A 23,421-nucleotide genomic window follows, 5' to 3' on the forward strand; every position below is an offset into this window, starting at 1 on the left:
ATGTAGCTTTGAAAATAAGTCGTACCGTTTTGACTCTTTGGAATACAGAACTGCTCTATTTTTGATTCGAACTACAATTCTATCATTTTTAAAAAACTGGAAGGAGTTCCTCTGATTATAAAGAATATATAATTATGGATGAATATAAATCACCATGAATAAACATACAGATAAGGGGAAGAGGATTTTCATGAATGCAAAAATGGTAAAAAGGTCAATCATTGCAGGGGTATTTACGTTTTCAGCTTTATTTGCAGCTGGAAGTGTAACTGCAGCACCAAAGAAATTTGCCGGAGAATTGGCGTATCAGCATGTTCAGTATTTGACGGAGGAAATCGGACCGAGGGTTGCGGGCAGTGAAAATGAAACGAAAGCGCGCGAGTACATCATCGATGAGCTGGAAAAGTTGGACCTAAAGGTTGAAGAGCAAAAATTCAGTTATACAAAAGGGGAGTCCGCCAATGTCATTGCTGTAAAAGATAACAAGCATACAGACAAACAAATCATTGTTGGCGCGCACTATGATTCGGTTAGTAATGGAAAAGGCGCTGATGACAATGCTTCAAGTGTCGGGGTCATTCTCGAAACGGCAAAGGCACTGGAAAAGCGTAATCTCGCCTATGATATTAAATATGTCTTTTTTGGTGCAGAAGAAGTAGGGTTACGGGGATCAAACTATTATGCCAACAATATGTCTACAGAAGAAATCGATAACACCATCGGGATGATCAATCTTGATAGTTTACTAGCTGGCGACAAAGTCTATGTTTATGGTGGAGCTGGGGAAGATGGATGGATCCGTGACTTAGCACTTGATATTGCTAATAAAAAGAACATTCCTCTCGAAACGAATCCTGGAATAAATCCTGAATATCCTGAAGGAACCTCGGGAGATTGGAGCGACCATGCCCCATTCAAGGCAAAAGGAATCACGATTGCTTATTTTGAAGCAACCAACTGGGGACTTGGCGATCTGGATGGCTATACACAAACCGAGAAACACGGTGGTATTTGGCATACACAGAATGATCATCTTGAATTTTTAGATAGAGAATTCCCTGGCCGTGTTCAAGAACATCTTAATCATTTCACGAATATGCTTACTTGGGTTTTAGCTGACATTAAAAAGGAACTTTAAAAATAAAATACACCATCCAGTCTCATCTGGATGGTGCATTCATGTATAGCTAAAATTCTCCACTACGATGTAAAAAGGCTCAAAATAAAAAAATAAATGGATAAAAAACTGCGGTTGTAGATAGGTAAGTTAGGAGGATTAAGGCAATCCACGATTTCCGAAATACTACGTAGAGGATCGAAACACCCTAAAAAAGATACCATCACCAAATACTGCTTGTTTTCATTCGAATAGAATCGGGTACATATTATTATCACCTAAAACAAGGAGGTTATTGAAATGAAAAAAGAAAACAACAACTCTCTTGAGCAGGAAAGGAAAAAAGAACATAATATTGACATCGAACCTCAGCGTGAAGGGGCAAAAACAAAGCAGAAAGAGGAAAAGAAATAATTAGACAGGATAAAGCTTAAGTCCAGTAGGGGTTAACGATTGCTAGCAGATATACGAAAATTGTTAGATAAATACCTATAACGAACAAGTAGTATTTAAGCTTTTTCTATTTAAAATAGGGGTCCTACCAACAAAACGCGGAAAATATACGCTAAAGAATTTTCAGGTTAAAAAAGCTGATTTCTCCTACTATAAGGGAGTATCATCAGGTAAATACTGTAAGAAAATCCAAATATAAGAAAGCCTAATTTCTTGTTTTTAACACAGAGAAATTAGGCTTTGTTGCATTAGTAAAGCGCCTGTTTATGGAGGATGTTATTGAAGATTAGCACCTAATAGTTTAAGTGGAAGTCTTCATAATCTTTTCTTTCCCTTACAAAATCATTACAAAAAGACGCCCTCTTATGAAAGAAAAGCGCCCTTTCAAAATACTAACTACATTCCGCCTGTTACCCCAATTCTTTCACCTGTTATCGCTGCTGCACCATCTGAGGCAAATTTAATGAGATTGACCCTAATAATCTTAAGTTGAAAATATTGCGACTTGTTGAACCAGAAATAAATTGGACCAAAAATAACAGGACTCCTATCCATAAAATTTGTAAGTTTCCCCTGGTTTAGAAATAACCAGTCCTTTTAAGTCGCAAATGCAAGCTACCTTTGTTTAACTTTGCTTGTCCACGGGAACTAAAAGTACAAGAGTATGGGAGGAATTCAATGAAAAAAGTTCAGAAGAAATGGAACAGCTGGAGTCTCAGAAAAAAAGTTATAAGCGCTCTTATACTTCTTTTTATTTTGCTATATATAGGAGAAATGGTATGGCATACATATAATCCGTTGCCTGAAGGCATTTCCTATGAAGGAGACTTGCACAGAACAGACCATATTGAAATGCTAACGGATTTAACTTTTGCGCAAGACCAAAAAGGGACCAATCGGAAACATGAGAATCATATACTTGATGAAGTTTATACATTGATTGATGAAGCCGAACAGTTTGTGGTGGTGGATTTCTTTTTGATGGATGGGTATTTCGACGAAAAAGAAGATTTCCCGCCAATCGCGAATATCCTCTCTGACAAGCTTGCCGAGAAAAAGAAAAACAATCCCGATATGCCGGTTGTTTTCATCACCGATCCGCTAAATAAGGGCTATGGCTCCTATGAAACCCCGTGGTTCAAGAAGATGCGTGAAGCCGGGGTAGAAATTGTTTACACCGATTTAGAACGACTGCGGGATTCCACGCCGATTTATTCAGGCTTATACCGATTAATTTTTCAATGGTTCGACCACGACGACAAGGGATGGATTGCCAACGCCATGTCAAGCAAAGCCCCAAAAATGACCTTATCTTCCTATTTAGAACTGCTCAACGTGAAAGCCAACCATCGCAAAGCGGCCGTTTCGGAAAAGGAAGCGATTATCACATCATCAAACCCCCATGATGCAAGTGGCTTCCACGGAAATCTTGGTTTTAAAGTAACGGGGCCCGTCATAAATGATATTCTGGAGGCTGAAGAAGCGGTGTCGCTCATGTCGGATGGTCCGAAATTGCCGAGGGCTGATATGCCCCAGCAAGGTAACGGCCAGTATGCTGTACAATATTTGACCGAGAAGAAAATTTTGAACGCCTTGCTTGAAGATCTAGCGGCGACAAAAGCAGGAGATCAAATTTGGATTGGGATGTTCTTTATTGCCCAGCGTGACATTGTCAACAGCTTAACAGATGCAGTAAACCGGGGCGTGCAGGTGAATATGATTCTAGACCCAAATGAAAACTCATTCGGCCAGGAAAAGTCCGGTCTGCCGAATCGACCGGTTGTGAACGAGCTGCTTGAGGATACAAGCGAACAAATCAACATTCGCTGGTACAACACCGTAGTCGGCCAATACCATACAAAAGCCATCTGGATTCAAACAGCGAAACAAACAATCATTTCAAGCGGTTCTGCCAACTATACGGAACGAACATTGGAGAATTACAACCTGGAAAATAACATACGCATCCTCGCTCCAAATGATAGCGCGCTCGCCTTAGATATGGAACGATATTTTAAACGGCTTTGGAAGAATGAAGATGCCCTCTACACTGTTGGTGCGGAAGAATATCAGGATAACCTGTCCTGGTGGCAACGCTGGATTTACACGGCTCAAAAAGCAGCCAAGATAACTACTTATTAACGGAATAAAAGAGATGCCTCCTATTTGAATGTGGCATCTCCTTTTTCTCTCCCTGAAACATCTCTTATGTATATAAACCTTCAACAAGTAGAGTGTTAAATCCTTGTTATCAACATACGTTAATTTAAGATTAATCCTTTACAATTTCATTTGTTGGTCAAACGGTGCGGTCTGACCCTTCCCACTCTTCTGAAATCTCACCAAATCAACGATGTATAAAAAATGAATAATACATATTTATACTATTTATGTATATATAATATTTCGCCTTGGATAAGATCGATTCATTGGTTTTCTAAAATACGTACATCCTCCTTTTTTACTAATTCGACAATTTTATAAGACGTCCTTGAATTGTATTTTTCAATTTCTAATTGTCCATTTTCGTAATCATATATAACCGTATAGATTTCATCCCCATAGACAACAATTTGCCCTTTCATAAAGTAAACCTCAAATATTCGAATCTTTGAATATTATTGTAACAAAATTTATTGATTATAAAAGATATAAGTCCCACTATTAATAGTCAAGCGTTGTGGAAAGATTGGTTGATTTATTTTATAATATTTAAAATATTGAGATAATTCTCTTGAAAATGTATTCGTCTATTGTTTATAATTAAGAGTAAAGTCATACCAGAAGGGGGATTATTATGGATACTAAAAATAATAAGCCATCAGTACCTCACTTAGATGAAAAACTAATAAAAAATCATGAAACTTACGGTAATGAAATTCTAAACATAAAAGAAACAATAGCTAAAAATAAAGAAGTAATAGAGAAAAATCGTAAAATTTTAGGGAATTTTAAGAAAAGGCCGGTCAATTAACGGTCTTTTTTTACGATAAAATGTCAAAACTCAACTGTGTTGAACAAGGTTTTATGAGATGTGATATAATCATATGTGACTTCAGGAGATAAATTGCACCCTTTTTAAATGCTATTTTGCACTATAAGTAAATATAAAAAGCCCAATTTCTCAACGTTAGAATTGAGAAATTAGGCTTTTTCGTTGCTCCATTATAGCGAGAAGATAGTGATTACTGCTTTTTGCTTGTTAAACTAAAGCTACCCTATAGTTAAAGTGTATTTTTTCACATTTTTTTACAAACAAAAAAGCTACTGTACCAACGATACCACCTCGAATGTAATATACCCGCTATATTACATTCGGAAAAAATTGATATTTGCTGTATCCAAACCCTTTTTCTTTTTTTGATAGACTGTAATTGCAAAAGCTAAAATAATCATCGTTACAGTAGTGAAAATTTTTACCTCTATACTATCTTGAATAATCCATACTAAAGATAGTGCATTTATCATACTATGAAACAGAATGCATAACCAAATACTTTTGCTTACATTGTATATCGTCGCCAATGCAAACGACATACCGAATACCATTATGGTGAATAATCCAAAATTGTTTGCCGTACCTTCAATCAAAAATAAAGGCAGATGCCATACGGCCCAAAAACAGGCGGTAATTAAGGTGGCGACTCCAAAAGAAAGTTTTCTTTGCAAATTAGCTTGCAGAACATATCGCCAACCAAGTTCCTCTAATCCTCCTAATGGAATCATTAAAGGAATGTTAAGAAAACCGATATAGAGTTTTTCTCCGATAGAAACACCCTGTATTATAGCAGGAACTCCAAAATATAGTCCCAAAAAAGCTATTAATAAAACATAATGTAAATAATGTTGTTTAATTGCAAATGCCTCTTTTGCAAATTGTTTAATTCCAGTTATTACTTTTTGTTGCTTCAAAACAATGTATGCCACAATTAGAGGAGCATTTCCTCCTATAACAATTAAAACCCTAGAAATAGGTGTTCCAAATTCGAGAAAATCTATTTGATTTGCAACTAAAATAATTCCCCACATTATGTAAGTTATTAAAAATGTTCCCGTTAAAAATTTAAAAGATATTGATTTGTTCATATACACCACTCTTTTCAATTACTTGTTTATGGTTATATACACTTATGCAAAACTCTCAATATACTTATAGGAAAATTATACTATAAAGTAGATAATCGAACGAGTTTAATGATTATTTGTCCCGAAGTTTATTGCAGTTGTAGAAACTTTTGTAACGTTACTTTTTATATGCGATTTACAATCAAAAACACATCTTTTTTTATCAAAAGTGTCTTTATTTCAATAAAAAAGGACATCCAAACCATTTGCGATTTAATGTCCATTTTCTTATGTTTTTTAATAAATTGTACTCGAAAACAGAACCCGTTAATTTATAGCACATCCTTTTCATTTTTGCACCTAACCTTCCCGTTACTTTAAGTACAAAGTTTCACAATCTCCTTTAAAGTTTAACATTGAGATCTAATTTTCTTTAAAGTAGTTGCTACGTTAAATGGCCCGATTATTGAATAAGCGCAATTCGATTTATTAGGGACAGACATAACAGGTGATCTAATAGCACCTGTCACTAAATCTCTGCCTTTATAAAAAAGTAAGTTTCAAAAATACTTACTTCATCTCCAATTTGGGTATAACACTATGAAAAAGTAATCGTAATCATACGCTGTTATTTAGGGAGGAGAAGAAATGAAATGGAAAGGTAGACGGGAGAGCTCAAATGTTGAAGACAGGAGAGGCATGAACGGCAAAATGGTGATGGGAGGCGGTGTAGGAGGAATCATTATTATTCTTCTGGTTACGCTCCTTGGAGGGAACCCGGACGAATTAATCAATAGCATCTCAACGAATAATACAGCAGGTTCAAATGTTACATACCAAGAATCAGCGCAAGAGGAGGAACTGGCAGACTTCGTATCGGTCGTCCTGGCTGATACAGAAGATGTATGGTCAGCTGAGTTTAATCAGAGAGGACTGCAGTACGAAGAGCCTAAGCTTGTTTTATATAGCGGCAGTGTTCAGTCGGCCTGCGGCTCCGCTACTTCAATGGTCGGACCGTTTTATTGTCCAGGAGATTACAAGCTGTATATTGACTTAAGTTTTTATGAGGAATTGAAGCGAAATTTCCAGGCACCTGGTGATTTTGCGATGGCCTATGTCATTGCCCATGAGGTTGGTCATCATGTACAGACACTTTTGAACACAGGAAATCAAGCAACAGCCGCCCAGAGGAATTCCAATGAATACTCTATCAGATTTGAATTGCAGGCTGATTATCTGGCTGGTGTGTGGGCTCATCATGCTCTAGGAAAAGGTTATTTAGAAAAAGGGGATCTTGAAGAGGCACTTAATGCAGCAAGTGCAGTCGGAGATGATACCATCCAGAAAAGAGCGCAAGGCTATGTGGTACCAGAAAGCTTTACACATGGAACGTCTGAACAGAGGATGCGTTGGTTTTACAAAGGATACGAAAACGGTACCATTGAAGGCGGGAATACGTTTAAAGCAACGAACCTTTAATCACGGGGGAGGATAAATTTGAAAGGCGTTAGCCAATCATGCTTATCCACCCTTTTTATTAAGGTAAAATTTTTATAATAATAACGAAAAGAGGACTGTAGAAGAAGCGGGACGCAAAGGCGGGGAAGATCGTGCTAAGTAACGTGATCATGATTAAATCAATGAGAGACACCCTTTGTAATTAATTTAATCATTTATTCCCCAAAAGGACGGGGGCTTCTAAAAAGTCCATAAGATAAAAGAAGTTGGAAAAACAATTTATCTTTCGCTATCTTCTTTTTCGTTTTATTTCTGTGCGAAAAAGCCAAGCGGAAAGCCAGCCAATCTAAACAACAAGCCCATGAAGTTGCAATGATTCTCGAACTAAGGACACTTGAATAATTATTTATTGTTTTGCTTATCGACAGGTTCAGGTAGAGTTCATCGCTTGTTCCCAATGGATCATTAAATGGACTCATTTCATTTTCCGTTTTAAATTTTATAAGATTGGATGAGTTTAGGCAAGCCATTTATTTAAATATTTCCGGTATGGTATCGGAACAAGGAACTTACAGTTTGTTCCAACCATCTCTGTGTCTGGCAAATAATTGATGTATGTTTCGGCAGTATGTTTATTAATCGTTTTGAATTATTACTAGAAGAAGGATTATATAGGAGACAATAATTACTCGAACCTTTTAAGAGAGGCGATTAAAATTTGAAGATAAATATAAGCTACTTCCCTCTGGAAAACACTTATCCTTTTGAGATTAACAGTGAGGCCCAATATATCATTGAGTTTTCTTGTTATATGGATGGAGATTATACAGATGCCCATGAAGAATTCTTTTGCAATTGGATGGAGAGCCCAGATTATTACCCTATTTATTCGCTTGCAGAAATTTATGAGTTTCAACAGCCAGAGTACGAAAAGCTGTTTAAGATGCAAAATATAGAGTTCAATTTTATGAAGGGGAGTCGTAAAGACTCGTTCTTTGTAAAGACAATGATCCGCCGCCCTCAGCAATTTAAGGAATATTATCCTTATTTGCACGGGAATGGAAGCATGTTGAACTTATCATTATGGTCCTTAAAACAGGATATATTCAAATTAGAGGAAAGGGAATATGAGTCATCTTATCCTGTAAAAAGGACTAAAAAAAACCGAACCAGACTTGTTAAATTAAAGTGGATAGCCAATACTCCAATAGTAACTTTAACTGCAGGTTCCACTATGTTCTGGGTAGGACATGATGGTGATTATATTACTGCGTTCTCAAATCATGAACACTTTTCAACCATAGAATCTCTTCAAAAAATAATACCAGAAAAAATCGAGCTGGTGATTGCCGATTATGAGTGGGAGTAGTGTTCTCGCCTTCCATATCTTTGTTGAGCTAAAGGGTACTTTGCTTTAGTAAAAAGGCATTTTCCTTCTTCAAGTAACGTGACAGGTTAATTGAAGAAGGATTTATTTGTTAATTAATAGAATTATCCGTTAAACAGGCAACAAAGGAGATGGTAATGATGGGCAAAAGTAAACCAGTTGATGAATTAACCATATCGGACTTTAAAGAAAGTCCGATATGGGAATGGGCAATAGATGAAGAGGAAAATGAAGACCAAGATGAAACTTGGGTAAGACCATCAGAAACAAAAAATTTCACAGAAGAACTAAATGGCTCAATAATATCTGGGGAATTATCAACAAATGATGGTGAGAAGTTTCCAATAATGGGCAGTCTTGATATTGAAGATGGTGAATTAATTATTAGTTCAGTTGTTTGTTATAACAATAGAGAAGACGAATATAATGCCTTAGAGGAAGTAGTTAAAACAATTCAATTTCCTATATCAATAAATGTTGTTCTTAAAATCAACGGAAAGAATCAAATATTGAATTTTTCAGCAAACAAAGTGGACATTTATAAAAAAAAATAAGAACAAGTTTATAATACTTGCTTCTTATGCTTACGGGTGCTTTATTAAAAAAATGGACATCAAAATACAACGAGCTTGGAGATACATTTCCCAGCTCATTTTTTATGTGCATTTTAAATCAACCTTTACCTTTAACATAGCCTTAATAAAAAAGTAAAGTGCCTTTATTCGCCTTATTAATTGAATGTAATATCTAGATATAAATGTGAATTAGTGTCTCCTTTTTTGTTGCTACATCAACACTGCAATTGATTTAACTCATTAATTAACACATCAATTCGCAAACAAATTGAAGATACCGCATAAATTTATGCGGTGTTGTTAAAATACGTGCTAAATCTAAGGTTAGTTTGGTTAATAGTAAGTGAACTTATTTCTGAAGGAATTGGGAGACTTTATGGTAAAATGAATTTATATATTGTGAAAGATTTAACTTAATTTGACAGTCAGGATACTAGGATATGATGACTGTCAAATTAAGTTAATGGAGGTGCATTAAAATCGATATATTATTCGCTCTAATTGCCTTTTTCTTTATGTTCTGTCTACTTCATTCAATACGGGCTATTGTAAATAAAGAAAATACAAACATAAACACGCTTATTTTATTTACTTCTATCTTCTTCGGGGGAATGTTTTGGATTATCATTTTTATTTCTATTAACTAGCAGTAATCATTATTTTAATCTTCCCCTAACGGGCTATTGCTATTTTATGGTATATCTGTTATTCTTAGGAAGAATTATTTTTGTTCTTTTTTCAGATAGAATTTGTTTTTCGTCTAAGGCATTTGAGCAAGGATAGTAACACAATGTGTGGAGATCCACACGAGGAGGCAACAATAATGGAACAAGGTAAAGTTAAGTGGTTTAATGCAGAAAAAGGTTTCGGATTCATCGAGCGTGAAGCAGGAGAAGACGTATTCGTACATTTCTCAGCAATCCAAAGCGAAGGTTTCAAATCTTTAGACGAAGGTCAAAGTGTAACTTTTGAAATTGAACAAGGACAACGTGGCCCACAAGCTACAAACGTTCAAAGCGCTTAATAATAGCAGATGGCAGACCCTTAATGAAGGGTCTGTTTTTTTTATTTACTTTGGACATGTTGGATTTACGTAGGTGATGGAGAGTTTATAGAAGCACAATCGTCTACGCGATGATATAACTTGGAAGTTATTGGGTAGAAGTATTTAACGGACGTGTTAATAGAATATGAGATTTAAATTAAGTCATAATTGTAGCTTTAAAATAGAGTTTGATAAGTTTTAAAGGTTAATTTCTTATAAAAAAATTGATCAAGAATCCTGTGTTGTACAGGGTTCTTTCTTATTAAGCAATGTGGCCATTTTCTTGAATAAGAACGTTTTGGCTAGAAATTGAATGGAATCTCAAAGTGATTCAATCAGGGCTTAGTTAAAGAAAGTCCTCTTGACATCTTTTTCATAAAAACTCATAGTTACTATTGGTAACAGTTGTTCATAGTAATTATTTTCTATAGGAGAAAGTGAAAGAATTGGAAGGTTTTTTCAACGTTATTTAAGTCTGTATAGATCACTTAACACTACATTGAATGAACTAATGAGTACTTATCAGCTTACCTATTCTTTATGGCAAGTTATGTTTTATATAAAAAACAATGGACCTTCGACGCTTGTGGATATTTCAAATCAATATAATGTTGAAAAGCCAACCATTACGAGGAGGGTTCACCGTTTGGAAGATCTGCAAATAGTGAAGCAAATTCCAGGCAAGGATAGGCGGGAAAAAGTCATTCAGTTAACAGAATTAGGAGAAGAGATTTATAAAGAATGTAGAAAAAAAATATCGGATTTGGAAAATAGGGTTATGGAAGGGATCGCTAATGAAGAGCAAATGATTACGTTTCAAACTCTTCCTAAAATACAGGATAATATTTATGAATCGAGAGGGGAGCAAAAGTGAGTAAACCTAAATTGTGGACGAAGAATTTTATCATTGTATCCAGCGTCAATTTCTTGTTAACACTAGTCTTTTATTTATTAATCGTGATTATAGGTGTTTATGCGGTAGATGAATATCATGCTACTGCAAGCCAGGCCGGGCTTGTTACAGGGATTTTTATTGTTGGGACTTTAATTGGGCGTCTGTTTATCGGCCGCAGTATTGATTCAATTGGCCGTAAAAGAACATTGTTCATTGGATTAATTCTTTATATTTTAACAACATCTTTATATTTTATCCATTTAGGCATCACCTTCCTGCTTATTACCCGTTTATTACATGGTATTACACTGGGTATTGCGAGCACAGCAACAGGGACCATTGTAGCCCAAATTATCCCGGAAACAAGAAAAGGAGAAGGTATCGGTTATTACAGTATGAGTGCGACGTTGTCTACCGCAATCGGACCGTTCATTGGACTATATATGAGTCAGCATACAAGCACTCAAATAATCTTTAGTCTCTGCCTAGCTTTAGGAATCATTAGTTTGATCACAGCATTCTTTGTGCATGTGCCGGCATTGGAAGGATCAACAAAGACAACTGAAATAAAAGGATTCAAACTCTCTCAATTTATTGAGCCCAAGGCAGTTCCGATTGCATTGATTACACTAGTTGTAGCCTTCTGTTACTCCAGTGTTCTATCTTTTATTAATTTCTATGCCATTGAAATTGACCTGGTTAGTGCAGCCAGTTTCTTCTTTCTTGTATATTCAATAGCGGTATTGATTTCACGTCCATTCACAGGCCTTTTAATGGACGTGAAAGGAGCAAACTATGTTATGTACCCAGCGTTTATTCTCTTTACAGCCGGAATGCTTCTTTTAGGTTCAGCCCACAACAGTATCACTTTGTTATTATCAGGTATCCTTATTGGACTTGGGTTCGGGAATATGCAGTCATGCACTCAGGCAATCGCTGTTAAGTTGACTCCCCCTCATCGTATGGGATTGGCAACGTCGACTTTCTTTATCTTTCTTGACGCAGGGCTTGGGTTCGGTCCTTATCTGCTTGGCTTCTTCATTCCATTCACGAGCTATAGTACTCTGTATATGATCTTAGGAGTTGTAGTTCTGGCATCTTCTGGTCTTTACTTTTACCTGCACGGCAAGAAAGAAAGGGCTAGTATCAATGCTTTAGCTCGATAATAAATAAGAAAGGACCCCTTGTAAGGGATGTTCCTTTTTTATATGAGAATGGGTCTACTATACCATTTGCTATTTTATAGTATGTGTGCTATTCTTAGAAAGAATTATTTTTGTTCTTTTTCAGATTGAGAATAGATTTTGTTTTTCGTCTAAGGTATTTGAGCAAGGATAGTAACACAATGTGTGGAGACCCACACGAGGAGGCAAAACAATTATGGAACAAGGTAAAGTTAAGTGGTTTAATGCAGAAAAAGGTTTTGGATTCATCGAGCGTGAAGCAGGAGAAGACGTATTCGTACATTTCTCAGCAATCCAAAGTGAAGGTTTCAAATCTTTAGACGAAGGTCAAAGTGTAACTTTTGAAATTGAACAAGGCCAACGTGGCCCACAAGCTACAAACGTTCAAAAAGCTTAATCCTAGCAGATGACAGACCCTAAATGAAGGGTCTGTTTTTTTTATTTACCGTAACAAGAGACTTTTTCAATAAATAAAAGCCCTATTCAATAAATGAATAGGGCTTTTGCAACAATCATGAAACACAATCAGTAATAGTATAAATGGTAAAGTAAGTATAGCACACTGTAGTAGTAATCCCTAATTTAACATTCTATTTTATGTTTATTTTCCCTTCTACAATTAAGATTGAGATCATGTTTTAGTTATTCAGTTTTATGTGTAAGTGTTTTTTTACTAATGATAATTGCAAAATACTACACTTAAAGTTACGGAGGCAAGAGTTTAAAATCTGGGTGCTGCGGCACCTTTTTCTGGTATGGAAATCGACAAGAGGAAGAAAAGAAGCAAAATATATTACAGAAGGGCTAGGTATATTTAACAAAACTGACATAATAAGACCTTATAATACGAACGGGGCAGAATAGTTGAAGAGTGCTGTAAAAGACGAAATAATAGCATTTATAGTGTATTGTAATATTTGTATTCGTAAAAAGGAGGATTATACTTTTGAATATTTTAATTTTAGGTGCAACTGGACGAGTCGGAAGTCAAATAATAACTTATGCCCTTCATGATAGACATCATGTTACTGTATTAGTTCGCACTCCAGAGAAGATTCAAATAAATAGTGAAAATTTAACCATTATTCAAGGGAATGTTTTAAATAAAAATGATATAGTACGTGCAATGCATGGGATTGATGTAGTTATTAGTGCACTAAATACTGATGGCACAACCACTCTATCAGAAAGTATGCCACTTATTATCGAAGCAATGGAAAACGAAGGTATGAAACGAATAATAACAATAGGAACTGCGGGTATTCTGCAAAGTAGAACCACGCCAAATTCTCTGCGTTATCAATCAAGTGAATCAAAGCAGAAGTCAACCCGTGCAGCGAAAGAACATCATAAGGTGTATGATCTGCTTAAACAATCAACACTTGAATGGACCATTGTATGTCCAACGTATTTACCTGATGGAGAAAGATTAGGTGAATACCGTGTGGAACGTGATTTTTTGCCAGTGGATGGAGCTAAAATAAATGTATCGGATACAGCAGAATTTACATATAAGCAGATTGAAAGTAACAATTATATAAAATCACGTGTAGGTATCGCCTACTAATAATATTCTCTTACATTATTACTTGATGTCACAAGGTAAAACTTATTGTTTGTGAAAAAATGTACTTAAACTAAAGGGTGCGATTCTTCATAAGCGAAGGGTCGCTATTTTGCTTATTCAAATAGCGGCCAGGATCGTTCATAAGCGGAGGAACAAAAGATGATTTAATTTTATCGAATTAGACCTATATTGTGTTTAAGAAAACAGAGTTTTGCTTATTATATCCTCAGTAAACAAAAACTTCAAACCACTAAGAAACGGTGGGCTCAAGTACAGTCACTGTATTCTCTATTGCATTCAGATTTACATTAGCGCCTATTGGAATAGCAGCTTTATAAACGCCGTGACCTGAACTAAGATTGACGATCAATGGTTTTTTTAGAGGGACTAATAAAGCATTAATTAAATCCTCATATGATGTACCATAAGATACAGGACAATTCGTACATTCTCCTATAATAATACCAAGACAATCTTGAAATTTACCTGCCATTGATAATTGAGTTAGATACCTAAAAATCATTGTAGTCGGAGAGTGTGTTTCCTCTAAAAAAAGTATCTTTCCTTTTGTATCAATTTCATATGGTGTACCGATTGCATTGACTAACGAAGTCATATTTCCACCCACTATTGGACCTGTTACATTTCCTGGTACTAAACCACTTAGGGCTATGTTCGGTGGATTCTGGATCACCCTGGGAGAATTCAACGTTGAAGTTGCTTCAAAAAATTGATTGAAGTTATAAGCTGGTGTAGCTGGTCTAAAGTCAATGAGCATTAAACTATGGAATGTAATTAAATTACTAAATTGATAGAGACTATTTAATAATACGGTCATGTCACTATAACCAGATATAATTTTCGGATTCTGTCTTATGACATCAAAGTTCAGATAAGGAAGAATGGTCTGAATCCCAGTCCCACCACGGGTGGCAAGGATCATTTTGACACTCGGATTTCTAAACATATTCATTAAATCATCTGCTCTTTGTTGATTGGATGCCGCTACGATGCCACTACTAGAATAAACATGCTCGCCTAAAACGACATTAAAGCCCATATCTCTCAAAAATTGTACTCTAGTATTTATAGTAACTGCATCTAGAGGGGTGCCGAGCGTAACTAATCCAATGGTATCTCCTCTTTTTAACAACGGGGGTCTGATTGCCATATTTACCACTCCCTTAACACAATGAAAATTATGATAATAAAAGGTATTATAAAGTGATCTGAAATATGTCATATTTAAGATCACTACTAATTAAGTGCTTAAACAATTAATCTACAGTACGAAGGTAGTATTAAACAAAAAGAGAATTTACTAACTTAACTGACGGGTGCATTACTAGCATAAGGTAAAGCCTTTTTCTTATTTAAGCAACGGGCAGAAACCTTTAACAAGATGTTTGGATTTTTATGGTATTTTAAGTGTATGAAGGGGGAATAAAATTGAGAAAAATGACGAAGCTTTTGTTCTATTCACTATTGGTCATTCTTTTTTTAAATGGGTGTAATTCAAATGATACGAATATAAAGAATGATATTTTTCAATATAAAGATTCGTTCGTTGGTGATAACAGTGCAGTAGGAAACATTGCTAATCAATTAGTAGGTGCAGAGCAATTAAACGGTTTTGAACTTAAAACAAATGAAGAACCGTATGGAATAACGCTAAATTATGATTTGATAGAGTCAGAGCAAAAATTCAAAGAAACAGTGATATTTAATGCAACATTTTTATTTACATTAGTCCAAAATGTGGATTGGATAACATTTAACTCCGATATCCGTGAATATACAATTACGAGAGAAAATCTACAAGAATGGTATGGTAAAGAATTAACTGAATTCCAAAACGAGGATGAACTAAGAGAACTTATACAAGAATTTTTAGAAGGCGAAAACAAAGTGAATCAGTTATTAAATTAACAGGCGCTTATGTTGAACAAGAGGGTTGCTACGCTAATTCTACTAACTGATAGATTAGCACAAAAAGGAATTGTCAGCTTTATATTTAACATGGTTATGATTAATTAAACTTAGGTAAGATTTTAGTGTAGATATGATTAAACAAACAACTTTTGTGATTCTTTTTATTCCTTTAAGCCTTTGTGTGTTAGCGATTGGAGTAATTCAATTTAAAAAAACCTATAAAAAATAGAAATAATATTTAAGAAGAAGTAGATACATATAAAACTTCGTCTGAACAAAGAAACAAATAATAGAGAAACTTATAAAAAGTTGATATTGTTCTATTATCATGTCTCTTCAGGATTTACTGAAAAAATGGTTCTATTGAATAACTCAGAGAGCGTATACCTTATTACACGAACGGGTGCTAGAGTTAAAGACTAATGGCTGTATTATGGCAGTCTTTTCTTATTGAGAAAAAGTGGTAGGTTAATTGAACAAGGGTATATAGTAGATGGTATAATTTACATTATAAGGAAAATTTATTTGTTAGGAGGAGGGTTATTTGAAGCTAAAGCCTTTGGGACTTATTTTCTTTAGTATGCTTTTTATGATTTTAGGTTGCGCTAAAAATGAAACGGTTGAAAGTAAGTTGACTTTACCTGAAGATATACCAAACTTTGTCAAAGAAAGTGATTTAGAGAAAGTTGATTGGGATAAAAAAGCTACGACATTCAATGGCAATATAATCGGGAATGAGAATAAATCAGGCGTTATTAGTGCTGACATGCCCAGTTTAAACGGTCAAAAGTGGATGTGGCATCTTTGGGGTGTTGAAAATCCCCAGGAAACCGAACTGACGGTCGTTGGTTTTCACAGAGAAACGGGAACCGTTCATCAAATCCTAACAACAGGTTGGACAATAGGTCTTGGAGGAGAGAATAATGGGGCAGATGCACATGCACCTTCCACTGTGAACATTCCAAAGGCAGGAGAATGGGCAGTATTGCTTTACACTGGTGGGAAATTGTTTGATACCGTAATTTACGAAATCAATGAATGATGAGTATGCTTTATAATTATTCTTACTATGGGGTGCGAGAGTTAAAGAGGAGGACTGCTGTGGCAGTCCCTTTTCTTCTTATTCTAAAGGGGCAGGTTAGCACAAGAAGGAAATAATATTATAGAAAATAGAAGTTATTAATATTTTGTGAGGCAAGGGGAGAAAAAGGATGTCCTGGTATTTAGATAATGTTTACGACTTAAACAATGAATCGCCGTACACTTTTTATATTCCTAGTTCAGAGGTATTGAACAAATTAAAAGTCGGTGATTCTGTAAAGTTAATCTTCGTAACAGAGAAAGCCAAAGAGGATGGATATAGAGCAGAGAGAATGTGGGTTCAAATCACCAACATAAAAGGAAAGAAATTTATGGGTAAACTAGACAATAAACCTCGTCTTTTACCGTTAAAAATAGGGAATGAGATTTCATTCGGAATTGAAAACATATGTGATACCCAATATGAAGATCCGAATTCATCTGAATGGGACTTTTATTTTGACACTTTAGTAACGGTCAGCGAAGATGTACTTAAAAAGAGAGAGTTCAACTTTATGCTAAGAGATTATCCAAATAGCGAAGGCGATTCTGGTTGGTCTATATTAAGTGGCTATGAAGATGATGACGAGCTAAGTAATCCCGAAAACTTTCAAATTGTCTCTGTTGGAGCAATCTTGAATATCGACGATTCCATTTTAGAATTTATCCAAGAGGCGCCTTTATGTGCATATGAAAAAGATGATGAAGGCAAATTTTTTAAGATTGATGATTATGATTGGGAAAGTTATTTGAACGGTTAATTGTAAAAGGAGCGAATTCGCTCCTTTTTTGCTATTCTTAATGTTTTTTCCTATATTAATTTTTTAAGAATTCGTCTGTTATTTTTATTGTTATTTAACATTTTGGACTTCTCAACCAATCCCGTTAGTAGCTTGACTCTTTTTCTTTTTCCACTAACGGAGCAGTTTAGTTAAAGAAGAATGTTGGTTGTTCTTAGTAGCAAAAATTAAGATAGTAAAATGATATGATTTAATGGCAGAACATCCGTCTGCCATTTTTTTTGATTTTATGTAACGAAACTTACTTAACTTAGTCTTACTTATGAAAGGAGGTAGAAATGTGACCGAGTTTGAGAGTATATACAATCAATACTTTCGGGAAGTTTACTCGTTTGTATTATCGTTAAGTCGTAACGATAAGGTAGCAGAAGAAATAACACAAGAAACGTTTTTCAAGGCATTGAAAAACATAGATAAATTTAAAGGTAATAGCAAACTTAGTGTTTGGCTTTGTCAAATTGCTAAGAATACCTACTTTACCTATCTGGACAAGCAAAAGCGATTTGTTACAGACGAAATACCAGAACAAGCAAGTGAAAAAAGTATTGGAGAAATGATATTAAACAAAGAAGAGACTTTTCGTTTACATAAGGTCTTGCATCATTTAGAAGAACCTTATAAAGAAGTTTTTACACTAAGAGTATTTGGAGAACTTTCCTTTAAAGAAATAAGTGAGCTTTTTGAGAAAACAGAAAGTTGGGCGAGAGTTACATTTCACCGTTCTAAACGCAAAATACAAGACTTGTTAGAGGAGGAGTAGAAATGAGTAAAATATCCTGTGAAGTAATTAAAGATATGCTTCCGTTGTATTACGACAATGTTTGTAGTGATGATAGTAAGAGAATGGTGGAAGAACATCTTTCGTATTGCGATAACTGCAAAATAGAATTAGAGAAAATTCAAAATGAAGTTCATATTCCCGAGAAAAAAATAATAGAAAATAGAAATGATGGCAATGTTATAAAAAACATTTCTACTGCGTGGAAAAGAGTACGATTAAAAGCCTTTATTAAAGGTGGACTAATAAGTGGATTGTTAATGAGCATTATCATTCTGGGATACGTTGGCTTATTCAAATGGGAAATCACCAGTGTTGCCACAGATGTAGTGGAAATTAGAGATATTAGTCAAATGGAGGATGGGAAGATTGTATACTATGCTGAGATAAACGATGGATATAGTTTAAATAGAATAAAATATGATATGGACAAGGAAGGGAATTTTTATATTACTCCACTACGACCGATAGTAAAGAAAGAAGCAGAGCCTCCTTATGCATTAGAAAAAGGGTATGATTTTATTGATATTAAAGAACAAGAAGAATACAGGGGTATAGAAGTACAAACAGTTTATTACGGTACGCCAAAAGATAAAGTTTTAATTTGGGAAAAGGGAATGGAATTACCAAAGACAAGTGAGGAAGCAGAGAAATCCCTTGGAATCTAAGTTTATCGTTCTTGAACTATAGGGGGCTTTAATCTAATAAAAAGGTTGTCTAGTAACTGAGGCAGCCTTTTTATATTCATACAAACTTACTACGTAAAAGCGTATTTTTATGTCATACTTCCCTTTCTACTCTATTTTTTATATAAACTTAATAGAATTTTGTCATAATTTCGGGTAATTATTTTGTTATAATATATTGAATATTCAAATAATTTAATGTACAATTAATATTGTAATTGCACTCACCTCTTTGGATTGCTAGTAAATAATTTAAAAGGGGGGTACTGTTATACTTTTTTTAAAAAAGGTCTTTAAGGGTTAATACAATGCAGGAAGGGGTGCGTTAGTTATTGTCGCTTGTCCACTTTGATGAGGTTTACGACATTTGCTGCGAAGTAAGCACAAACTTAGTTGAAAGGACAGAACAAGATATTGAAATAATTCCAACAGAAAATGTTAACTTGGAATAAGATTTCTCGGAATATAATCTATGCTGATCCTCACTTTTGCTTCTTAAAAATTTGGTGATTTTCATAGCTTATCTTCTGATCTTGGAGGTGCTTCTTATTGGAAAAGCATGACCCTGTATGTATTTATTGCAATGAACCACTTTCCAAATGGGAGAGAATCAGAAGCTATTGCTGGAATTGTAGTGAATTAACAGCATCTGAACCTTATCACGAAGAATGATAGTGATTGGTCCTTTAATCGTTAATGGTGCAACAAACGAATGAATGCCCTTTCAGAAGAAACATGAGTAAAGTTATTTCTTCAATAAAAGTAAAGCCAAATAGACCTTAGGAAAAGGAAACAAAACACTAATCAAAAGAAAAGTGGAGGGTTTCTATGAATATTAAAACAGGTTTATGGTTAAAGCTTCCACATTCTTTTCGATTACATCTGTTGAAGTTTAAAATGAAAGAACAAAAAAATAAACGCAAATAATAATGGATTACAAGTTGTATTGTAAATTATTTACATTGGTATTTGCTAATTTATAATACTTTGTATAGTAGATGGTGTTGCAAAACTAAAATAAATATTCCAAGTTGTGTATAAGTAGTATATTGAGTTGAACATGCAATGAGTAACCCATTAAAACCGAAAAGCCGTGGTTGTTCCAATCCTTTTCTTTTAAAATATTAAATTGGCGCTCAATGTCGGTGCGTTGTTTCATCAGCCATTTGCCAAAGGTTGTACCTAAAAACAAGGAATTTTTCTCAGAATTTTTTATTCAACTAATCTATAAACCTAAAGGGAGATAGATGATATGAAACAAAATCTTAATGAAACAAAAGTTTTAAGTCAGGCAATGGTACTGTTTTGGCAAAAAGGGTATAAAGCTACCACAATAGAGAGTATTTTAGAAGTGACAGGACTTGATAGGAATAAATTTAATGAAGCTTTCGGTAGTAAAGACGAACTATACCTATCAGCTTTTAGTTATTACAGCTTTTAAAGCGTAAAGGGATAGACTATCTAGGTGGTGAGAGTCCACTGTGGGGGGATACACATCAACTAACCACTAGAGAAACGCAAGGTCCTTATAGCAAGATCTTAGCTCGACGAACAGAAACCTGATACCAAGGCTATTTAGGTGGGATAAGGCTCCATAACAAGCTAAAGTCAGGAGATGTTTTCCAATTCCTCAAAAAAAATGGTACTTACGCTTTTGGACAGGTGGTATGGAAAAGCGAGTAGTCATGATGCTCGCTTTTCCTCTCAATTTTCTTGAAAACTAGACAGGTCAGAAGAACTAGCAATTCAAATCATTTATTACTTAAGAGAAAGCTCTTGTGGTGGTTCACCCTCAAGGTTTAGAAGACGGACTGTTTGAGGCTGTATTTCTAAAAATACATAATTTGGATCATGGGGACCATCAAACCATTTTTTAAATGATTCTTCCCAAAGTCGATCTTTCAACGATTGATTTTCATTAATCGATGCTTTACCCAAAAGTTCAACATACCCATCGCGTTGCCCTTTATCCTCATAGCCGAGCAATACGGATACGTATGGATTTTTTTCAATTTCAGCGATTTTTTCTGTATCTTTTTTTGTAGGACTGTATAAGGTTAATTCCTCATTGTAAAAGGTCATATATCTACAATGCGGCTTATTATCTTCTACAGATGCAAGGATGCCGGTTTTGTGATTTGAAATAATCTCAATAACCTTCTCCTTTAGTTCTAATTCTTTCACTAAAGTCCCTCCTATGATTCCACATTTTCATTTACTATTTTTCACCTAATTGCTACAAATCATGCAACGACTAGACTGTATAGAAGATGTTCAATATGAACACCTCAAAATCAAATTACATTATGTGCTAAATTCACAATAAATTTGAATTATTTCAAGGAAAGCTATTCTGTGATAATACAGGTTGCAAAAGTGACAAAACTAAATCGTGAAGAAATAGAGAATTTATAGATATTTCTGGCAATTAACTCATATCGCAGTATGTTTAATAATCCTTTTGAATCCTTACTAGAAGAAAAGATGTATAGATACTAACATTTATGCATATTTATCTAATCAATTGGGGATATGTAGTAACGGACATTCAAAGGGGGCACAAAAGTGAAGGATATTTTTAACCAATCACACGCAGAGGAAATTTTAAATCGAATCGACAAATTAAGTCCAAATTCAAAACCGCAGTGGGGTAAAATGGATGTTGCCAAAATGCTGGCACATTGTTCATCCTTTCAAGACATTGCAATGGGAAAGACTTTTCCTTCAAGAGGTTGGTTAGGAATATTAATTGGAAAGTTTGTGAAACCAATTTTTTATAATGACAAGCCTTTATCCCAGAACATGTCAACCATTCCTAGTATTTTGATTGTAGGTGAAAAAGAATTTGAAACAGAAAAGGAAAGTCTAAAACAAAAAGTTATTACATTCCAAAAGAATGGTCCTCATAAGTGTACAACTCATCCGCATCCTTTTTTCGGTAAACTTACTTCCGAGCAATGGGGAAAAGGAATTTACAAGCATCTTGATCACCATTTAAAACAGTTTGATGTTTAGTAATCCCATTTGGAAACTTTTTAATAACTGGAACAGCAGTATTAATGCTTTTATTGAAGGATTGAGAGTTTAGTAGACTTACAATTCCAAACGAAAGAGGGCGATGGAATGAATGCTTCATTTCTACTCCGTTTCAAAGCTTTCATTATTGATTACATCCTTATTCTCGTTTATTTAACCGGTCTCTTTGTCATTAGTGTATTTTTATTTCCATCTATACAGAGATTTTTCACAGGATCACTTATTGTAGCTCAGTTTACAGGTTTTTTATTGGTGACTTTTCCGGTTTCACTTTATTTTATAATTAGTGATTCGTATGTTGGTGAACAGTCTTTTGGAAAGAGGAAAGCTAATATAAGAGTTGTTGGAACCAATGGAGAGCCATTATCTATGGTGCATCTAACTTTTCGGACCATTCTAAAGTTTTTACCTTGGGAGTTGTCACATTTCCTTGTGTATCGACTAATTTATATAGGTGATGGCGGAGTACCATTCAGCCATTATTTGCTTGGTGTACTTATATATGGTCTGATATTTACATATATTTTGACAGCCATTTTTACGAAAAAGAAACAATCCTTTTACGATATAGTAGCAAAAACACATGTGGTAAAGGTATAAATAACAACCTTAATGATATTTCAAAGTTTTATTGTGCTAAAGGGTGCCATACTTCAAGAAGGAAGTATGGCTATTCTTATTGAAGTACATGGACGATCGTGCAGGAAGGAGAGAAGGAAAATGAGTGCATGAAACGAATTGTAACTATATAAAAGTAAAAGGGAGATTTCTATGAAATTAAAGTATTTTACCATCCTCATGTTCGTTGTATTAATTCTTCCTGTTTGTAATAATGGTGCAAATCCGAAAGAGGATTTAGGAGAAATATATAGAATTGCATTGAATTCCATAATGGAGCAAGATGAGGCATTAAGTCATGATATGGAATACATAGCTATTGATATGAGTAATTTTGAGAAAGTAGTTGAAAGTGATAAAAAAGAGATTTTAAGTTACTTTAAAGATAAATATAAAGTGGATGTAATGGAAGCTACATTTGAACAGCTGAAAGAAAAGGGATTGTACGATCCAGAAAAAATGGCTTTGGATGGCGTGCTTCTTAGATTAGAAAAAGTTGAATTTAAGTCCCGTAATAACATCTTTTTTGAAGGTTCTAAATATCGTTCGGGTTTAGGAGCAATTGGAGTAGAAGTTACCGTTCATTATAAAGATAATAAATGGAAAACCAAAGAAGTGAAACAGACTTGGATTAGTTAATGATTATTGTGATAGCAGGTGCGATTGTTCATTGAGTAGTCGTTTTTTCACTATTGGCGAGGCTTATTGAAGTCAACTATTAATTAAAGATGTTAAACTTATAGGG

26 protein-coding genes are annotated in these 23,421 nt (G+C 34.7%); 21 read left to right on the forward strand and 5 right to left on the reverse strand.

Translation table 11 applies throughout. From position 1 onward, the window contains the following. Positions 1–190 precede the first annotated feature (190 nt). Complete coding sequence (locus R4Z10_RS09050; RefSeq protein ID WP_338472847.1) at positions 191–1,138, forward strand: M20/M25/M40 family metallo-hydrolase; 948 nt, start codon at positions 191–193, stop codon at positions 1,136–1,138. 279 nt (positions 1,139–1,417) lie between these two features. After that, complete coding sequence (locus R4Z10_RS09055; protein ID WP_338472848.1) at positions 1,418–1,531, forward strand: 3-methyladenine DNA glycosylase; 114 nt, start codon at positions 1,418–1,420, stop codon at positions 1,529–1,531. 435 nt (positions 1,532–1,966) lie between these two features. Here the strand turns inward: R4Z10_RS09055 and R4Z10_RS09060 are convergent, their stop codons facing one another. After that, positions 1,967–2,125 (reverse strand): hypothetical protein, encoded by a 159-nt coding sequence (locus R4Z10_RS09060; protein ID WP_338472849.1) that lies wholly within the window; start codon positions 2,123–2,125, stop codon positions 1,967–1,969. 123 nt (positions 2,126–2,248) lie between these two features. On the opposite strand from R4Z10_RS09060, the gene R4Z10_RS09065 reads away from it, so the two are divergent. Continuing rightward, positions 2,249–3,712, forward strand: a complete 1,464-nt coding sequence (locus R4Z10_RS09065; protein WP_338472850.1) for a phospholipase D family protein — start codon at positions 2,249–2,251, stop codon at positions 3,710–3,712. Between the two features lie 284 nt (positions 3,713–3,996). On the opposite strand, the gene R4Z10_RS09070 is transcribed toward R4Z10_RS09065, so the two are convergent. Then, complete coding sequence (locus R4Z10_RS09070; protein WP_338472851.1) at positions 3,997–4,155, reverse strand: hypothetical protein; 159 nt, start codon at positions 4,153–4,155, stop codon at positions 3,997–3,999. A gap of 212 nt (positions 4,156–4,367) precedes the next feature. On the opposite strand from R4Z10_RS09070, the gene R4Z10_RS09075 reads away from it, so the two are divergent. Continuing rightward, positions 4,368–4,544 carry a hypothetical protein gene (locus R4Z10_RS09075; protein WP_338472852.1) on the forward strand — a complete coding sequence of 59 codons (177 nt, stop codon included), beginning with the start codon at positions 4,368–4,370 and terminating at the stop codon, positions 4,542–4,544. Between the two features lie 335 nt (positions 4,545–4,879). Here the strand turns inward: R4Z10_RS09075 and R4Z10_RS09080 are convergent, their stop codons facing one another. Then, entirely contained in the window at positions 4,880–5,656 is a 777-nt protein-coding gene (locus R4Z10_RS09080) for a CPBP family intramembrane glutamic endopeptidase (RefSeq protein WP_338472853.1), read from the reverse strand. Positions 5,657–6,283: 627 nt separating this feature from the next. On the opposite strand from R4Z10_RS09080, the gene R4Z10_RS09085 reads away from it, so the two are divergent. From R4Z10_RS09085 to R4Z10_RS09120, 8 genes are all read left to right on the forward strand, one after another. Further along, complete coding sequence (locus R4Z10_RS09085; protein WP_338472854.1) at positions 6,284–7,114, forward strand: neutral zinc metallopeptidase; 831 nt, start codon at positions 6,284–6,286, stop codon at positions 7,112–7,114. Between the two features lie 790 nt (positions 7,115–7,904). Further along, entirely contained in the window at positions 7,905–8,462 is a 558-nt protein-coding gene (locus R4Z10_RS09090) for a hypothetical protein (protein WP_338472855.1), read from the forward strand. A gap of 158 nt (positions 8,463–8,620) precedes the next feature. Next, entirely contained in the window at positions 8,621–9,034 is a 414-nt protein-coding gene (locus tag R4Z10_RS09095) for a hypothetical protein (RefSeq protein WP_338472856.1), read from the forward strand. Positions 9,035–9,878: 844 nt separating this feature from the next. Beyond that, the gene (locus R4Z10_RS09100; RefSeq protein ID WP_338472857.1) at positions 9,879–10,079 is read left to right on the forward strand and encodes a cold-shock protein; all 201 of its coding nucleotides are present in this window, start codon (positions 9,879–9,881) and stop codon (positions 10,077–10,079) included. 532 nt (positions 10,080–10,611) lie between these two features. After that, positions 10,612–10,974: a MarR family transcriptional regulator gene (locus tag R4Z10_RS09105; RefSeq protein ID WP_338473202.1), complete on the forward strand. Its 363-nt coding sequence runs from the start codon at positions 10,612–10,614 to the stop codon at positions 10,972–10,974. Further along, on the forward strand, positions 10,971–12,161 hold the full coding sequence (locus R4Z10_RS09110; protein WP_338472858.1) for an MFS transporter: 1,191 nt from the start codon (positions 10,971–10,973) through the stop codon (positions 12,159–12,161). The genes R4Z10_RS09105 and R4Z10_RS09110 overlap by 4 nt, the downstream gene beginning before the upstream one ends. Before the next feature lie 214 nt (positions 12,162–12,375). Further along, on the forward strand, positions 12,376–12,576 hold the full coding sequence (locus tag R4Z10_RS09115; RefSeq protein WP_057998306.1) for a cold-shock protein: 201 nt from the start codon (positions 12,376–12,378) through the stop codon (positions 12,574–12,576). Between the two features lie 549 nt (positions 12,577–13,125). Then, entirely contained in the window at positions 13,126–13,746 is a 621-nt protein-coding gene (locus tag R4Z10_RS09120) for an SDR family oxidoreductase (RefSeq protein ID WP_338472859.1), read from the forward strand. A gap of 250 nt (positions 13,747–13,996) precedes the next feature. On the opposite strand, the gene R4Z10_RS09125 is transcribed toward R4Z10_RS09120, so the two are convergent. After that, positions 13,997–14,917, reverse strand: coding sequence for an LD-carboxypeptidase (locus R4Z10_RS09125; protein WP_338472860.1), 921 nt, complete (start codon positions 14,915–14,917; stop codon positions 13,997–13,999). 287 nt (positions 14,918–15,204) lie between these two features. Between R4Z10_RS09125 and R4Z10_RS09130 the strand changes: the two genes are divergently transcribed. From R4Z10_RS09130 to R4Z10_RS09155, 6 genes are all read left to right on the forward strand, one after another. Continuing rightward, positions 15,205–15,675 (forward strand): DUF4825 domain-containing protein, encoded by a 471-nt coding sequence (locus R4Z10_RS09130; RefSeq protein ID WP_338473203.1) that lies wholly within the window; start codon positions 15,205–15,207, stop codon positions 15,673–15,675. A gap of 547 nt (positions 15,676–16,222) precedes the next feature. After that, positions 16,223–16,720, forward strand: a complete 498-nt coding sequence (locus tag R4Z10_RS09135) for a hypothetical protein (RefSeq protein WP_338472861.1) — start codon at positions 16,223–16,225, stop codon at positions 16,718–16,720. Between the two features lie 169 nt (positions 16,721–16,889). Beyond that, the gene (locus R4Z10_RS09140) at positions 16,890–17,519 is read left to right on the forward strand and encodes a DUF2185 domain-containing protein (protein ID WP_338472862.1); all 630 of its coding nucleotides are present in this window, start codon (positions 16,890–16,892) and stop codon (positions 17,517–17,519) included. A gap of 319 nt (positions 17,520–17,838) precedes the next feature. Continuing rightward, the gene (locus R4Z10_RS09145) at positions 17,839–18,318 is read left to right on the forward strand and encodes an RNA polymerase sigma factor (protein ID WP_338472863.1); all 480 of its coding nucleotides are present in this window, start codon (positions 17,839–17,841) and stop codon (positions 18,316–18,318) included. A 2-nt stretch (positions 18,319–18,320) separates the two neighbouring features. Further along, positions 18,321–19,004 carry a zf-HC2 domain-containing protein gene (locus tag R4Z10_RS09150; RefSeq protein WP_338472864.1) on the forward strand — a complete coding sequence of 228 codons (684 nt, stop codon included), beginning with the start codon at positions 18,321–18,323 and terminating at the stop codon, positions 19,002–19,004. 1,270 nt (positions 19,005–20,274) lie between these two features. Next, on the forward strand, positions 20,275–20,463 hold the full coding sequence (locus tag R4Z10_RS09155; protein WP_338472865.1) for a helix-turn-helix domain-containing protein: 189 nt from the start codon (positions 20,275–20,277) through the stop codon (positions 20,461–20,463). A 317-nt stretch (positions 20,464–20,780) separates the two neighbouring features. On the opposite strand, the gene R4Z10_RS09160 is transcribed toward R4Z10_RS09155, so the two are convergent. Next, entirely contained in the window at positions 20,781–21,206 is a 426-nt protein-coding gene (locus R4Z10_RS09160; RefSeq protein WP_338472866.1) for a pyridoxamine 5'-phosphate oxidase family protein, read from the reverse strand. Positions 21,207–21,587: 381 nt separating this feature from the next. On the opposite strand from R4Z10_RS09160, the gene R4Z10_RS09165 reads away from it, so the two are divergent. From R4Z10_RS09165 to R4Z10_RS09175, 3 genes are all read left to right on the forward strand, one after another. Next, positions 21,588–22,037, forward strand: coding sequence for a DUF1569 domain-containing protein (locus R4Z10_RS09165; RefSeq protein ID WP_338472867.1), 450 nt, complete (start codon positions 21,588–21,590; stop codon positions 22,035–22,037). Positions 22,038–22,145: 108 nt separating this feature from the next. Beyond that, positions 22,146–22,658: an RDD family protein gene (locus R4Z10_RS09170; RefSeq protein ID WP_338472868.1), complete on the forward strand. Its 513-nt coding sequence runs from the start codon at positions 22,146–22,148 to the stop codon at positions 22,656–22,658. 171 nt (positions 22,659–22,829) lie between these two features. Further along, complete coding sequence (locus R4Z10_RS09175; protein WP_338472869.1) at positions 22,830–23,315, forward strand: peptide ABC transporter substrate-binding protein; 486 nt, start codon at positions 22,830–22,832, stop codon at positions 23,313–23,315. The last annotated feature ends 106 nt before the right edge of the window (positions 23,316–23,421 follow it).

The organism is Niallia sp. XMNu-256 (assembly GCF_036670015.1).
Taxonomy (GTDB): domain Bacteria; phylum Bacillota; class Bacilli; order Bacillales; family Cytobacillaceae; genus Bacillus_BD.

Bases quoted from the DNA above. Each gene is read 5' to 3' on its own strand.
- R4Z10_RS09075 (WP_338472852.1), top strand. From the start codon at position 4,368: ATGGATACTAAAAATAATAAGCCATCAGTACCTCACTTAGATGAAAAA.
- R4Z10_RS09050 (WP_338472847.1), top strand. From the start codon at position 191: ATGAATGCAAAAATGGTAAAAAGGTCAATCATTGCAGGGGTATTTACG.
- R4Z10_RS09130 (WP_338473203.1), top strand. From the start codon at position 15,205: ATGACGAAGCTTTTGTTCTATTCACTATTGGTCATTCTTTTTTTAAAT.
- R4Z10_RS09080 (WP_338472853.1), bottom strand. From the start codon at position 5,656: ATGAACAAATCAATATCTTTTAAATTTTTAACGGGAACATTTTTAATA.
- R4Z10_RS09065 (WP_338472850.1), top strand. From the start codon at position 2,249: ATGAAAAAAGTTCAGAAGAAATGGAACAGCTGGAGTCTCAGAAAAAAA.
- R4Z10_RS09095 (WP_338472856.1), top strand. From the start codon at position 8,621: ATGGGCAAAAGTAAACCAGTTGATGAATTAACCATATCGGACTTTAAA.
- R4Z10_RS09140 (WP_338472862.1), top strand. From the start codon at position 16,890: ATGTCCTGGTATTTAGATAATGTTTACGACTTAAACAATGAATCGCCG.
- R4Z10_RS09170 (WP_338472868.1), top strand. From the start codon at position 22,146: ATGAATGCTTCATTTCTACTCCGTTTCAAAGCTTTCATTATTGATTAC.
- R4Z10_RS09155 (WP_338472865.1), top strand. From the start codon at position 20,275: ATGAAACAAAATCTTAATGAAACAAAAGTTTTAAGTCAGGCAATGGTA.
- R4Z10_RS09090 (WP_338472855.1), top strand. From the start codon at position 7,905: ATGGATGGAGATTATACAGATGCCCATGAAGAATTCTTTTGCAATTGG.
- R4Z10_RS09150 (WP_338472864.1), top strand. From the start codon at position 18,321: ATGAGTAAAATATCCTGTGAAGTAATTAAAGATATGCTTCCGTTGTAT.
- R4Z10_RS09175 (WP_338472869.1), top strand. From the start codon at position 22,830: ATGAAATTAAAGTATTTTACCATCCTCATGTTCGTTGTATTAATTCTT.
- R4Z10_RS09105 (WP_338473202.1), top strand. From the start codon at position 10,612: ATGAGTACTTATCAGCTTACCTATTCTTTATGGCAAGTTATGTTTTAT.
- R4Z10_RS09115 (WP_057998306.1), top strand. From the start codon at position 12,376: ATGGAACAAGGTAAAGTTAAGTGGTTTAATGCAGAAAAAGGTTTTGGA.
- R4Z10_RS09060 (WP_338472849.1), bottom strand. From the start codon at position 2,125: ATGGATAGGAGTCCTGTTATTTTTGGTCCAATTTATTTCTGGTTCAAC.
- R4Z10_RS09055 (WP_338472848.1), top strand. From the start codon at position 1,418: ATGAAAAAAGAAAACAACAACTCTCTTGAGCAGGAAAGGAAAAAAGAA.
- R4Z10_RS09100 (WP_338472857.1), top strand. From the start codon at position 9,879: ATGGAACAAGGTAAAGTTAAGTGGTTTAATGCAGAAAAAGGTTTCGGA.
- R4Z10_RS09070 (WP_338472851.1), bottom strand. From the start codon at position 4,155: ATGAAAGGGCAAATTGTTGTCTATGGGGATGAAATCTATACGGTTATA.
- R4Z10_RS09125 (WP_338472860.1), bottom strand. From the start codon at position 14,917: ATGGCAATCAGACCCCCGTTGTTAAAAAGAGGAGATACCATTGGATTA.
- R4Z10_RS09085 (WP_338472854.1), top strand. From the start codon at position 6,284: ATGAAATGGAAAGGTAGACGGGAGAGCTCAAATGTTGAAGACAGGAGA.